Raw genomic sequence first — 12616 nt, 5'->3', positions numbered from 1 at the left:
TTCACGGCGGTCTCTCTTCAGGCTTCATTGGCAGATTCAACGTTGTCAGGCCGCTCTGCCATGCGCAGGGCGGTTGCTGTCCTCTGCACGGCCTCTCCACACCATCTCACAAGGAGTCACACCATGAGCACCATCACTACCCGCGACGGCACCGAAATCTATTACAAGGACTGGGGCAGCGGCCAACCGGTCGTCTTCGGCCACGGCTGGCCGCTGGACGGCGACATGTGGGAATACCAGATGAACTTCCTGGCCGAGCGCGGCTATCGCGTCATCGCCTATGACCGCCGTGGCTTCGGCCGTTCCAGCCAACCCTGGAGCGGTTACGACTACGACACCTTCGCCGATGACCTGGCCGAGCTGATGGACAAGCTGGACCTGCAGGGCGCAACCCTGGTCGGCTTCTCCATGGGCGGCGGCGACGTGGCCCGCTACATCGGCCGCCACGGCAGCAAGCGCGTGGCCAAGGCGGCGCTGCTGGGTGCGGTGACGCCGATCTTCGGCCAGGCGCCGGACTTCCCGCAGGGCGTGCCGGCCGAGGTCTTTGCCGGCATCAAGGAAGGTCTGCTCAAGGATCGCGCGCAATTCATCAGCGACTTCGCCGCCGTCTTCTTCGGCACCAACCGTCCGGGCAAGGCCGATGCGGTCAGCGCCGGCGTGCTCTCGCAGACCTTCAACATCGCCATGCTGGCCTCGCTGAAGGGAACGCTGGATTGCGTGAGCGCCTTCTCCGGCACCGACTTCCGTGAAGACATCAAGAAATTCAACTTCCCGACCCTGGTGATCCACGGTGATGACGACCAGGTCGTCCCCTTCCAGACCACCGGCAAGCTGGTGGCCGAGATGGTGCCGGGTGCGCAGCTGAAGATCTATGGCGGCGCACCGCACGCCCTGTGCGCGACCCACAAGGACCAGATCAACGAAGACCTGCTGGCCTTCCTGAAGGGGTAAGTACCATGAGCCTGGACGCAAACCAACGCCAGCAGCTTGAAAAGCGTCGCCTGGCACCGCTGGCTACGCCTGGCGTGCTGTCCGCGCAGGCCAGCCAGGAGATCGGCGGGGCCTTGACCATGTTGCTGGCGGACATCTTCGCGCTGTACCTGAAGACCAAGAATTTCCACTGGCACATGTCGGGGCCGCATTTCCGCGACTATCACCTGCTGCTGGACGACCAGTCCCAGCAGATCCTTGCCATCACCGATGCGGTGGCCGAGCGGGTGCGCAAGATCGGCGCGACCACACTGCGGTCCACCGGGCAGGTCGGCAAGCTGCAGCGGCTGGCCGACAACGATGCCGACTTCGTCACGCCCTCCGACATGCTGGCCGAACTGCGCGAGGACAACCTGCGCCTGGTTGGTTTCATGATGGCAACCCACGAGCTGTGCGATGAGCACGGCGACGTGGCTACCGCCAGCCTGCTGGAGAACTGGATCGACGAGGCCGAGCAGCGGGCCTGGTTCCTGTTTGAATCGGGGCGGACCTCGATGTGAGCGCTCCCTCTTGATGCAGGGTGCGGAAGGCAGAGCTTGACGGCTCTGCCTTTTTTGCGTTTTCCTTCACTCAGCTTCGGATGCGTCGGCTTGTTGGCCGCCACTGGAGCGGGTCGTTTTTCTTTCTTTCACTTTTATCGATTTTCCTCGTGATCCAGCCCTTGCCCCAGCGTTTCATCAAGCGTCTCCGCCTGCAGGACGGCCTGGGCCTGACGCGCGCCGCGCAGTCGCAGGTCACGGGCGTCTCGTCCGGGGCGGTGCCGGTGATTGACATTCCGGGCGAGGATGCCTTTTCGGTGATCGTGCAATTGCAGGATTTCCGCCATCACAAGCTGTGGCGTGGCCAGCAGCTGGTGCATGCGGGCGGCCACCGCAGCGGCGAAATGGCCATCACCGACCTGCGTGAGCAGTGGCGCTGCCAGCACCTGTCGGACTACGACAACGTACGCCTGCAGTTGCCGCGCGCCACCATCGAGCAATGGAGCGAGGAGGGCGGACGCCGCATCAGCGGGCTGCAGCAGCGCCAGGCGGTGCGCGACCCGGTGATCTGGCACCTGGTGCAGGCGATGTTGCCGATGCTGGGCGAGGCGGCCAATGATGGCGATACGGTGTTCATGGACAGCGTGACGCTGGCCCTGCACACGCATCTGGCCCGGCACTATGGCGGCCAGCCGCTGGCGCGCAACAGCGGCCGCCTGGCCGGATGGCAGCAGGTGCGGGTACGGGACTACATGCTGGCGCATTTGGGACAGCGCCTGACGCTGGCCGAGCTGGCGGCGCAGTGCGGCTTGTCGCGCGCGCATTTCTCGCGCGCCTTCAAGCTCAGCTTTGGTCTGCCGCCGCACGCCTGGCTGCAGCGCCAGCGCATCGCCCTGGCTTGCCAGCTGCTGCGCGAGGAGGGCAAGAGCATGTCGGTCATTGCGCTGGAGTGCGGGTTCTCGGACCAGAGTCACTTCAGCCGGGTGTTCAAGCAGGTGATGGGGGTGGGGCCGATGGGGTGGGTGAGGGGACAGGGATAGGCCATGCCAGGCTTACTCGCCCAGCACGGAAATATGGGTGCGGTCATCCGGCGTCAACAAGGGCGCGATGCTCTGGTCCGTATATATTTTGTCTCCCGTGCCGGTGACCACGACCAGATGGAGATCAGGATCCGCTTGATTTGCCGTCGTCCCCCGTCGTATCGCCTTCATCGTTCTTGCCAGCGCAGAGCGGCGTTTCCTGCCGGATGCGCGAACGGCGTCTTTCCATTCGTTCCAGAGTTGCTCGACACCCTCGCTGCGCTCTGCATACCGCACTTCGATGCCGCACAGGCCGTCACCCTGGCTCACCAGAAGGTCGATGTGTTCGCCCGGGCGGGAAGGCGTCACGTGAAAGAATTCACTACCGGATCGCTGCAACATTTGCGCAACCAGGCCCTCGGCAAATTGGTGTGCGATTTCTTGACGACGGGAACGTGGCATGGGCGGCTCCTCAGATGAGCTGTGTCAGTGGCGGATTGTTGCGCAGCGACCAGACGCGGCAAACTTCGTTGTAGATGGCAATCTTGACGGCGTCTTCGGCAAGGTCATGGTGTGGCGCAAGACGTGCGATCCCTTTCGACTGGCGTGCATCTATCCCCTTTACATAGATCCGCTCCCGGCGTGCGGTGCTGCGATCGACGATGCCCACGAAGAAAGGGGTCTTCATGGCGTGCGCACGCTTCACTGCGCTCGCATTGAAACGCAGGGCGTAAGCGCCTGCGGCGCCGGGAGCCTTGAGCGTGGATTTGACTTGCAGGAAGAAGAAGGGGCCGAGACGCCGCGCAGTCGCATCCAGCAGGTACACCACATAGTCATAGGTCGGTTCCTTGCCCCCGAAATGAAGTGCCTCGAACAGGCAGCCGGCTTCTCCCGGCTGGAAACCGCAAGGCAGGCCAGCCGATGGAATGACCGGACGCATGAGTTCAATACCGCACAGGTATTCACCGCCGGTGCCAATGATGTTCTTGAGATTGCCCATCGTGGTTGTGCGGGTAGCGATGGAGGCCGCCCGGGCTGCTGTCAGAGCCGCACAGGTTACTGATGGGAAGAAGGGATGTGTTCAGGAATACCGCAAAAGCGGATCAGTTTCGAAGGCCTTCGACTACGATGGGCGCTCTTGCGGTGGTCATTGATGGTCCGTCTCGTGCGGATACCGTCAGTTGGCCGGCAGCCTCACCGCTGCCGCGCAGAATGAATCTGCAAGCGCTCCGCCGCCCGCACCAGATCGGCCAGGGTCTTGGTCTGCATCTTGTCCATCACGCGGCGCTTGTGGACCTTGACGGTGATTTCGCTGATGCCCAGCTCGGTGGCGATCTGCTTGTTGAGCAATCCGCCGATGGCCAGTTCCAGCACTTCGCGCTCACGCGGGGTCAGCTTTTCCAGCCGCGAAGTGCTGGCGGCCTGCTCCACACGCTGATGCAGATCACGCCCGGCAATGGCCAGTGCCTCCTGCACCGCGCCCAGCAGGCGCTCGTCTTCGATCGGCTTGGTGAGGAATTCATGGGCACCGGCCTTCATCGCCTGCACCGTCACGGGAATGGTGCCGTAGCCGGAAATGAAGATCACCGGAATGGCATCGCCGCGCTGTTCCAGCTGCCGTACCACCTCGAAGCCATCCGAGCCGGGCATCTTCATGTCCAGCAGCAGGCAGCAAGGCGCGCCCGGCAGCGACTCGCGCAGAAACTCGTCGGCCGAGGCAAAGCCGCGCGCCTTCAGGCCGGCCGAGGCCAGCAGTCTCAACAGGGCGGTCCTGACCATGCCATCGTCATCGACGACGTATACGGTACTTTCCATAATGAATCCGTCTTGCCGGGTTGCGAAAATCCTTGCACCGGCACGCCTTCGCAACGCCCCTCTTCGGGCGTCGCAGGCCTTGCCGTGCAGTCCTTCGCATCATCAGCATTCCGGCCAGGCTTGGATTGTACAAATGTGCTGTTTTTTGTAGAAAATGCCTTTGTTGCATCCATCAAGGGCATATCGTTGCCGGATCGGCAAGGGTTTGGCGCGGCTTCGCCGGACTTGTCTTATCCACAGGGATAATGGGCGGACGGCATCAGCAGTGCTAAGGTGTGCGGCCTGCCCCCGCCCTCCGGAAGCGAGACACCTCATGAATGCCGCACAACGCAACCGCCTCCAGTCCTCGGGACTGGCCTTCCTCGCCGCCTATGTCGATACGCTGGGCTTCATCGCGCTGTTCGGCCTGTTCACAGCCCATGTGACGGGCAACTTCATCCTCATCGGCGCGGCCCTGGCGGATACCTCGCAGATGTCCATCCTGCTGAAATTCCTGGCCTTCCCGGCCTTCATCCTCGGCGTGGCCGTGGCACGCCTGTTCATCGCCGCCATCCAGCGCCGCGATGGCCGCGCCCTGGGCTGGTCACTGCTGCTGCAGTTGCTGTTGCTGATCGGATTCATGCTCTGCGGCATCGCCGCCGCGCCGGTGCAGTCGCCTACCGCAGGCTGGGTGATGGCGTCGGGCCTGCTGGGCACCGCCTCCATGGGTGTCCACAGCGCCATCAGCCGCCTGCTGCTGGCGCATCTGGCACCGACCTCCCTGATGACGGGCAACGTCACGCAAGTGGTGATCGACGTGGTGGACATGCTGCGCGGTGCGGCCGATGCCGGCACCACCGAGCGCTGCATCAAGTTCGTGTGGCCGGTGCTGTCGTTCGGCGCGGGTGCCATCGCCGCCGCCTTCGCTTATCACGCCATCGGCTTTGCCGGGCTGATCGTGCCGGTGCTGATCCTGGTGGCGATGGTGGTGTGGGAATTTCGCCAGCCGCTGCCGGCCAAGGTGGCCGCGTCGTGAACAAGTCGCGGCTGGAAGCCTTCAGCGATGGCGTCATCGCCATTGCCATCACCATCATGGTGCTGGGCTTGCAGACACCGCAGGGCGCCGGTCTGGCCGACCTCGCCCCACTGATGCCGCCGCTGCTGAGCTATGTGTTGAGCTTTGTTTACATCGGCATCTACTGGGTCAACCATCATCACCTGCTGCAGCTGGCCACGCAGGTCGACCGGCGCGTGCTGTGGGCCAACCTGCACCTGCTGTTCTGGCTGTCGCTGCTGCCCTTCGTCACCTTGTGGGTGGCCAACCATCATCGGCAAAGCGCACCCGTGGCCTGCTATGGCGTGGTGCTGCTGATGTGTTCGGTCTCTTTCCTGCTGTTGAAACGCGCGCTGCGCCACAGTGAAGCGGCGCATCCTTCGCTGGCGGCCATGCTGGGACACGGGCGCAAGAATGCGCTCTCCATCCTGCTCTATGCGGTGGCCATTCCGTTGTCACTGGCCACCCCGCTGGGCGCGACCGCCATCTACGTGCTGCTGGCCCTGCTGTGGTTCCTGCCGGACCATCACTTCGAGACGGTCCGTTCGCAATGAAGGCGCGGACTTATCCGCCGATCTTGTCCCACAGCGCCTGACCGTTGAAATCGCGGATCACGGCGTGGGCACCGGCAGCCCGCAGGCGCGCTTCATCCAGTCCACCCAGCATGCCGAAGGTCCAGACCTGGGCGCTGCTGGCGGCTTTCACGCCCGAGCTCGAATCCTCGAAGGCTACCGCCTGGTCCGGTGTGCCGCCCAGCAGTTGCAGGGCGGTCAGGTAGGGCAGGGGATCGGGTTTGGCGCGTTCCAGCTCATCGCCAATCACCAGCGTATCGAAGCGGCCGGCCAGGCCGGTGGCCTTCAACATCAGCTCGGCATTGGCGCGCGGTGCATTGGTCACCACTGCCGTGCGTCCGCCGATGCGGGCGATATGGTCGAGCAGGCGTTCGATGCCGGGCGTGGGCGCGACCTGCTGGTCCAGCTGCGAGCGGAACAGCTGTTCCTTTTCTTCGGCCAGCGGCTGGTATTCCGAGGCCGGCATGCCGGGAAACAGGTGATCGAAGATCATGGCGTTGGACGCCCCCATGATGTGCGTCTTGTAGTAATCGACATCCACCGAGCGGCCCCAGCGCGACAGGATGGTGTTGAAGGCAGCGTGGTGCAGGGCGTCGCTGTCCATGAGAGTACCGTCGAGGTCGAACAGGAAATGCGTGATCGGAGTGCTGTGCGTGTTGGCCATGGGAATCCGTAGCAGGTTGGGGCGGCAGGGCAGGATGCCGGTGTGTGAGGCGATCATTCTATAAGACTCGGTGCAGCGCTGCTGTGCAGTTTTCTGTACAGCGTACTGAGCATTGTTCTGCCGCTCTTTCTGTACGTTTTTCCGGGCGTTTTTTCGTACTGATTCCTGTAGTGAATTCCGCACGGAATTTTGTACGGAATTCTGCACGTTTTCCTGTACGCCGACTTCGCGCTTCCCTGCTCTCCTACGCCACCTGCCGAACTCCGCCGATGGCGCGCGCGCCAGCGCGCGCCTACAGTCTCTCCGTGGCAATGCCCCCCAGCCCTGCGCCAGTCGCAGAGATCAATCCATCAAGAATCGCGAGGAGACTCATGACCACCTCAACCATCCATCCCCTTCCACCGGCCAGCGTCGAGGCCGTCAACAACAACGGCTCCGGCGTCTCGTGGGGTGCCATTCTGGCCGGCGCTTTTGCGGCAGCGGCCTTGTCCTTCATCCTGGTGATGCTGGGCTTTGGCCTCGGCTTCTCGTCGATCTCGCCGTGGTCCGGCGAGGGCGTCTCGGCCAAGGCCATCGGCTATTCCACGGCCGGCTGGCTGCTGTTCACCCAGATCGCCGCCTCGGCCATCGGTGGCTTCCTGGCCGGCCGCCTGCGCGTGAAGTGGGCTGGCCTGCATACCCGTGAAGTCTATTTCCGTGATACCGCACATGGCCTGCTGGCCTGGGCCGTGGCTTCGCTGGCCACCGCCGCCCTGCTGGGCTCGGCCGTGGGCAGCGTGATCTCGGGCGGGGCCAAGACCCTGGGTGCCGCCGGTGGCGTACTCGGTACCGGCGCTGCCGCGACCGCGGCGGCCATGGGCCCGGACGGTGCGCAACAGGCGGGCAATCTGGCTGACCGTGCCTCGGGTTATTTCATCGATTCCATGTTCCGTAGCGGCACCGCCAATGGCACCGCCAACACCAGCGCAGCCCCTGCCGCACCGGTGACTCCGGCCGCCAGCAGCGATGCCGCCAACGCTGCTCCCGCCGCTCCGCTGGCTGCACCGACTCCCGCCGATGGCCGTGAGCTGACCTCGGCCCAGCGCATGGAAGTGGTCCGCGTCTTCGGTTATTCGCTGGCCAACCAGCAACTGGCCGACAACGACAAGCGCTACCTGGGCCAACTGGTGGCACGCCATACCGGCCTGTCGCAAGCCGATGCCGAGAAGCGTGTGGCCGATACCTTTGCCGCTTACCAGCGCAATCTGGACCAGGCTGCCACCAAGGCCAAGGAAGCCGCTGATGCCGCCCGCAAGGCTGCTGCCTATGCCTCGCTGTGGATGTTCCTGGCCCTGCTGTGCGGTGCCTTCGTCGCCAGCCTGCTGGCCACCTACGGCGGCCGCCTGCGTGATCGCAACGAACTCTACGGCGAACCGGTGTTGCGTCATGAACTTCATGACCATCGCGTCGGCGAACCCGAGTTGCGTTGAACAGCGCCCTCCCGCGCCACGTTTCGCCGAACCTGAACACCAACCTTCATAGGAGACTGACATGGGTGCCATTCTGCTCTGGCTCTTGGGGATTCCGATTCCCATCATCCTGCTGCTGATCCTGCTGTTCTGAACGCAGCCATCAATGCAGCAAAGGCAAACGCAGTAACGCACAAGGGCGGCCAATTGGCCGCCCTTGTGCGTTGGCTGGTGAGACCTGCCGTTTACACGCCGAAGATGCTACCGATGGTGGACGGGTTGTACTGCACTCCCTGCAGGGTCAGGTGGTAATACAGCTTGCCCGCGCCCGCGCCGTCCAGGTCGATCTGCAACTGTGTGCTGCCGTTGAGATCAGAGGCCGTGACGTAGTTCTTCACGAAGTCCGGGTTCACGATCTGGCCAGAGACCTTCACCCGGTCCATACCGACCGTGAAGTCGGTAACGGTAGCCTTCAGGGCACTCGTCTTGCCGAAGCTGCCCACGGTGATCCTGTCGTCACCTGCACCGGTTTGCACACGGATGCCCCCGACGATCTCGGGATCGGCAGCAGCACCCAAGACCAGCTCGTCATTGCCATTGCCGCCGACGATCGAGGTGCCCGCCTGCGCGGCCCAGTACCAGCCCAGCTTGAGGCCCTGCATGCTGGTGGTCTGGCCCAGGCGCGCGCCGGGAGTGAGCACGGTGGCGCTGATGCTCAGGTCCTGGTAGTAGCCCGGTGGCAGCACGCCGGCCGGGATGCCGATGGCGAAGCTGCCTGCGCCCACATCCTCGAAGGCCACGACCTTGCCGCCCATCTGGATGGTGACCAGATAGCGGTCCGATGCGCTGCCGCCGCCGACCGTGCCGACGAACACCGGGCCCTGGTTGCCATGCCCGGAGGCAAAGCTGGTGTCCGCATCGCTGATGACGGCATAGGAGGCGCCGGACTGGCCCAGCGACTGTGCTTCAGAGGCAGACTGCTTGTTGCCGCGCACGCCCAGGTCCGACAAGGTCACCGGTGCGCCACCGGCTGCCACGTTCACGCTCAGGTTGCTGCTGACGGAGTTGCCGCCTGTATCGGTATAGCGGACCTCCAGATCATGCTTGCCGGCCGACAGGCTCTGGAAGACGGCGAGGTCCACTTCCTTCGGTCCTGCCCCGAGATCGCTGGCGACCAATGTCTTGCTGCCCACCAGCCGGTCGCCTTCATACAGCTCGATCACGTTGCCCACGATGGAGTAGGCACCGTCGTACTTGACGCGGATCACCGGCCGGCTGCTGGTATTGGCCACACTCAACTGGTACAGCAAGCCGATGTTGGCCAGGCCGACATCACTGAGGCCGGTTTCCAGATCGGGGCTGACCTTGTACTGGTCCACGCCGTTGCGCTTGAAGCCGCCCAGCATCTCCAGCGCCACGTTGTTGAGCCCGGCCGTGGCGGCAGGCTTCAGGCCCAGGCTCAGCCACGCCCCCAGCGTATCGAGGCTGCTGCCCTGCTGCAGCAGGCTGAAGGAGGTGGTGCCGGTCCCCAGCTTGTCGAACATCTGGTAGCTCTTGAGGCTGCCGATGCTGGTGTTGCCGTCGCCGGTGACGCCCTTGCCACCCCATTCGGCGGAAATGCCGCGAATCGCAGCGAGCAGCGTGGCCGCAGTGAAACCGGCAGGCAGCGTCGGGATGGCCTCCTCGCTCTTGGTCAGCACGGCCGGGAAGGTGAGCGGGGCCGTGGAGGAGCCGAAGACGTTGGACATCTTGATGAGCCCGTAGCCGAACTGTCCTTCCACCACGCTCACGGCCAGGCTGCCCGGTATCGTCCTGAGGGTCGACATGTCCACGCGGCCCTTGCTGGTATTGCCCGCCTGATCCACCAGGGCGATCTCGAACCGGTGTTCGTTGTTGAGGCCGATGCTGAGATCGGTATTGGGCGGGAAGCTGTACCTGAGCCCCTCCAGGATGGCCTTGACCTGGCTGCCGGGCAGGCTCGCGCCATCCTGGCGGCTGATGCTCAGCTCGCGGGTGGCGGCGGTGTAGCGGATGTGGCGACCTGCGCCTTATCCAGCTCCCGCGAGCCGCCAAAGCCGTTGGTGAACTGCGCACCGATCTGCACCACGCGCGCCTTGACCCAGACCGGCCCATCCGTGCTGACCAGATTGCGGGCCAGGTAGTGCACCTGGCCGCCGCTGTCGATGCGTTCCACCGCCAGCCCGACCGGATCGATCCAGTTGCCGTAGATCGGCTGGTCGTCAGCACCCTTGGCCGTGGCCACGGCGAACTGCAGGCGTTCGCTTGACTTGATCGCATTGCCCAGTACCACCCGCACGGAAGCGTCGCTGGTGAGCAGGTCGTCATTGCCTTGCGGCGTGGTGCGCAGCGGATCGTTGCCCTCGCCACCGGTGTAGAAGGAATCGTTGGCCAGCATGATCTTGTTGCTGGCGAAATCGGTCAGGCCGGGTGGCGTCTTGATGTCGATGCGCACATCGGCGTTGCCCTGCCAGAGGTTGTTCGCGCTGCGGCTGTTGTCGCCATCGCTGACGGCCACCTGGGCCGTCACGGGCTGTTCGCGCGTCACCTGTTTGAGCAGCTCGATGGCGGCCTCGTTGGGACGCAGTACGGCAATGCCGCTGCTGTCGGCGGTGCTCACCGGCAGCTTCACGCGGACCTCCTTGCCCTGTGCGTCATGGCCGACGAAGGTCACTTCCACCTTGGACTGCGGTGGCGCACGGACCGCCAGGCCACCGTTGCCGAGGGCTTCCTGATTCAGGATCACCGTGCCGCTGCTGGCCGGTGCCTGCCACGGCGGACCGCCGGGCGTGGTGTTCTTGATGAGGATGGCGGGGTCGGACAGCGCGATGTGGTTGTCCAGCAGGAAGTCGTTGATGCTGCTGCCGTTGGGCAGCTTTTGCAGCTGGTCGAAGAGTTTGCGTGCATCGTCGCGTTCTTTCGGGCTGCTGGTTGGATCGTTGGCGCGCGCGTTGAGGCTTTCGCCGAAGAGGTCGGATTGGGTAGTGCCGTCTTTCCATTTGAGCCGGCTCAGCAAGCCATCCGTGAACTGCAGGGCATCGGCCAGCTTGCGGATGGCTTCGCCGTTGTTGGCATAGCGTTCCTTGTTGGTCTGGACCAGGTTGGCAATGGCCTTGAGCGCGATGCCGTAGTTGCGCGCGGTCACGCTGGCCGACTGCAGGAAGGCCGGATTGATCACGGCCGCGCCTTGGGCATCGGTGGTGGTCACCGGGGCCACCTCACCGGAGAGGATGTCGACCTTGAACAGGTTGCTGACGGCGGCATTCGCGCCGGTCACCGTGGTCGCGCTGACCTGTGCGGCAGCCAGGTTGGTCTGGCCGGTCCCCAGGCCCGCCTTGAGCGCGGCCAGTTCGGTCAAGGCCGTGACGTTGATGATCTGGTTGCTGCCATCGGCCAATGCCACGGCGCGCAGCACGGTGTTGCCGAGATCGGTCATGCGCACGCTGGCTTCATCGGCATAGTTGTCGGCCACGCCGGGGGTGTTGTCGCGGATGGCCAGCAGGATCAGGCCCTTGTAGCCGGATTGGTCCAGCACCAGCGTGTAACGGCCATTGATGACCGGGACCGCCTTGCCGATCACCCGGCCTTCAGCGTCATAGGCGGTGATGGTGGCATTGTTGAGTGGACCGAGGGCCGCAGCACCGGACAGGGTTGCGGCAATGCCAGCGCCACTGCCGCTACCAGCACCGGACGCGGCAGCACCGCCGCCACCGCCGCCGCCTCCACCCCAACCCCCTGCCGCCGCCAGCAGGCCCAGGCCGCCGGCAATTACCGGCCAGGAGATCCCTCCCTTGCTGCTGCCGATATCGGCCGGGGCATCGGCCACATCCTGTATCGCCAGCGAAGAGCTGCTCCCCTTGCCGCTGGCGAACTTGCTCGCAGTGATGTCACTACCGCCCGAGTCGCCGCTGCGACTGCCGCCGGATCCGTCGTTGCCGGCCAGCGCTTCGGCGGGGCGCGCCTCCTCGGTGTCGGGGGAGGCCGCGGTTTCCTCGTCGGTCTTGTCCTTGTCCGCTTCCTGATCCTGCTTGTTCCTGGCGACCTTGGGTTGGACCACACGCTTGATGCCATAGCGCGTGATCTCCTTGGAGGTGACGGTCACGGCAGCATCGGCCGGGACCTCGATGTGGTTGAGCTTCTCGAACACGTCACCCAGGGCGACATCGCCGTCGGCGAACTCCAGCATCAGTTGCGGTGAATTCACCGCCGCCACGGCACCGCGGCTGATGATGATCTTGTGGCCGCTCTCCAGCACCAGGGCCAGGTCGAGATCGATGGCGCGCACGTCCTTGATGTCGCGCTTGTTGATGGTGCGCAGCAGGGCGCTGGCTTCGGTCAGGTTCAGTACGGTAATGCTCATGGTGGCTGCTTTATCGTTGAAGGCATACCCGATCGCGTCATCCGGCATGCATGTTGATCACGACTACGCCAGCCGCAGGACGACAGAGGCCACGGCACTGCCGACCCGGCAGGCATGGCGATCATTGCGGAGGAGACAGGACTGGCCGGCGCAAGCGTCTGCGTTCGGATCAGTGGGGCGAAGCCTGTCTCGGTGGAGGGAGCTGAAGCGATTCCTGC

Annotated in this window: 12 protein-coding genes; 6 read left to right on the top strand and 6 right to left on the bottom strand. The window is 64.3% G+C overall.

The genetic code is table 11. The features are described from left to right. Positions 1–123: 123 nt before the first annotated feature. From E2K99_RS23765 to E2K99_RS23755, 3 genes are all read left to right on the top strand, one after another. Positions 124–951: an alpha/beta fold hydrolase gene (locus E2K99_RS23765; protein ID WP_039783148.1), complete on the top strand. Its 828-nt coding sequence runs from the start codon at positions 124–126 to the stop codon at positions 949–951. Between the two features lie 5 nt (positions 952–956). After that, positions 957–1490 (top strand): Dps family protein, encoded by a 534-nt coding sequence (locus E2K99_RS23760; protein WP_039783149.1) that lies wholly within the window; start codon positions 957–959, stop codon positions 1488–1490. Between the two features lie 149 nt (positions 1491–1639). Further along, positions 1640–2509 carry an AraC family transcriptional regulator gene (locus E2K99_RS23755; protein WP_240733811.1) on the top strand — a complete coding sequence of 290 codons (870 nt, stop codon included), beginning with the start codon at positions 1640–1642 and terminating at the stop codon, positions 2507–2509. Between the two features lie 12 nt (positions 2510–2521). Here E2K99_RS23755 and E2K99_RS23750 read toward each other — a convergent pair whose 3' ends face one another. The 3 genes from E2K99_RS23750 to E2K99_RS23740 form a co-directional block, all read right to left on the bottom strand. Continuing rightward, on the bottom strand, positions 2522–2950 hold the full coding sequence (locus tag E2K99_RS23750; RefSeq protein ID WP_034334038.1) for a hypothetical protein: 429 nt from the start codon (positions 2948–2950) through the stop codon (positions 2522–2524). Positions 2951–2960: 10 nt separating this feature from the next. Then, a complete protein-coding gene (locus E2K99_RS23745) occupies positions 2961–3488 on the bottom strand; it encodes a hypothetical protein (protein WP_121041013.1) in 528 nt (175 codons plus the stop codon). Positions 3489–3682: 194 nt separating this feature from the next. Then, positions 3683–4303, bottom strand: a complete 621-nt coding sequence (locus E2K99_RS23740; RefSeq protein ID WP_134223797.1) for a response regulator transcription factor — start codon at positions 4301–4303, stop codon at positions 3683–3685. A gap of 313 nt (positions 4304–4616) precedes the next feature. Here E2K99_RS23740 and E2K99_RS23735 point away from each other — a divergent pair, with 313 nt between their 5' ends. Both E2K99_RS23735 and E2K99_RS23730 read left to right on the top strand, forming a co-directional pair. Further along, positions 4617–5318, top strand: coding sequence for a YoaK family protein (locus tag E2K99_RS23735; RefSeq protein WP_134223796.1), 702 nt, complete (start codon positions 4617–4619; stop codon positions 5316–5318). Then, complete coding sequence (locus tag E2K99_RS23730) at positions 5315–5890, top strand: TMEM175 family protein (protein WP_205703723.1); 576 nt, start codon at positions 5315–5317, stop codon at positions 5888–5890. Before E2K99_RS23735 ends, E2K99_RS23730 begins: the two co-directional genes overlap by 4 nt. A gap of 10 nt (positions 5891–5900) precedes the next feature. Here E2K99_RS23730 and E2K99_RS23725 read toward each other — a convergent pair whose 3' ends face one another. Beyond that, entirely contained in the window at positions 5901–6572 is a 672-nt protein-coding gene (locus E2K99_RS23725) for an HAD family hydrolase (protein WP_134224220.1), read from the bottom strand. A 371-nt stretch (positions 6573–6943) separates the two neighbouring features. Here E2K99_RS23725 and E2K99_RS23720 point away from each other — a divergent pair, with 371 nt between their 5' ends. Next, positions 6944–8041, top strand: a complete 1098-nt coding sequence (locus E2K99_RS23720; RefSeq protein WP_134223795.1) for a hypothetical protein — start codon at positions 6944–6946, stop codon at positions 8039–8041. A 224-nt stretch (positions 8042–8265) separates the two neighbouring features. On the opposite strand, the gene E2K99_RS23715 is transcribed toward E2K99_RS23720, so the two are convergent. Together E2K99_RS23715 and E2K99_RS23710 are read right to left on the bottom strand one after the other, a co-directional pair. Continuing rightward, positions 8266–9846 carry a hypothetical protein gene (locus tag E2K99_RS23715; RefSeq protein ID WP_134223794.1) on the bottom strand — a complete coding sequence of 527 codons (1581 nt, stop codon included), beginning with the start codon at positions 9844–9846 and terminating at the stop codon, positions 8266–8268. A gap of 176 nt (positions 9847–10022) precedes the next feature. Beyond that, positions 10023–12398 carry a hypothetical protein gene (locus tag E2K99_RS23710; protein WP_134223793.1) on the bottom strand — a complete coding sequence of 792 codons (2376 nt, stop codon included), beginning with the start codon at positions 12396–12398 and terminating at the stop codon, positions 10023–10025. Positions 12399–12616: the final 218 nt, after the last annotated feature.

The sequence above is a fragment of the Herbaspirillum huttiense genome, assembly GCF_004367745.1.
GTDB classification, from domain to species: Bacteria; Pseudomonadota; Gammaproteobacteria; order Burkholderiales; family Burkholderiaceae_D; genus Herbaspirillum; species Herbaspirillum huttiense.
This window is presented reverse-complemented; position numbering and strand designations above follow the sequence as displayed.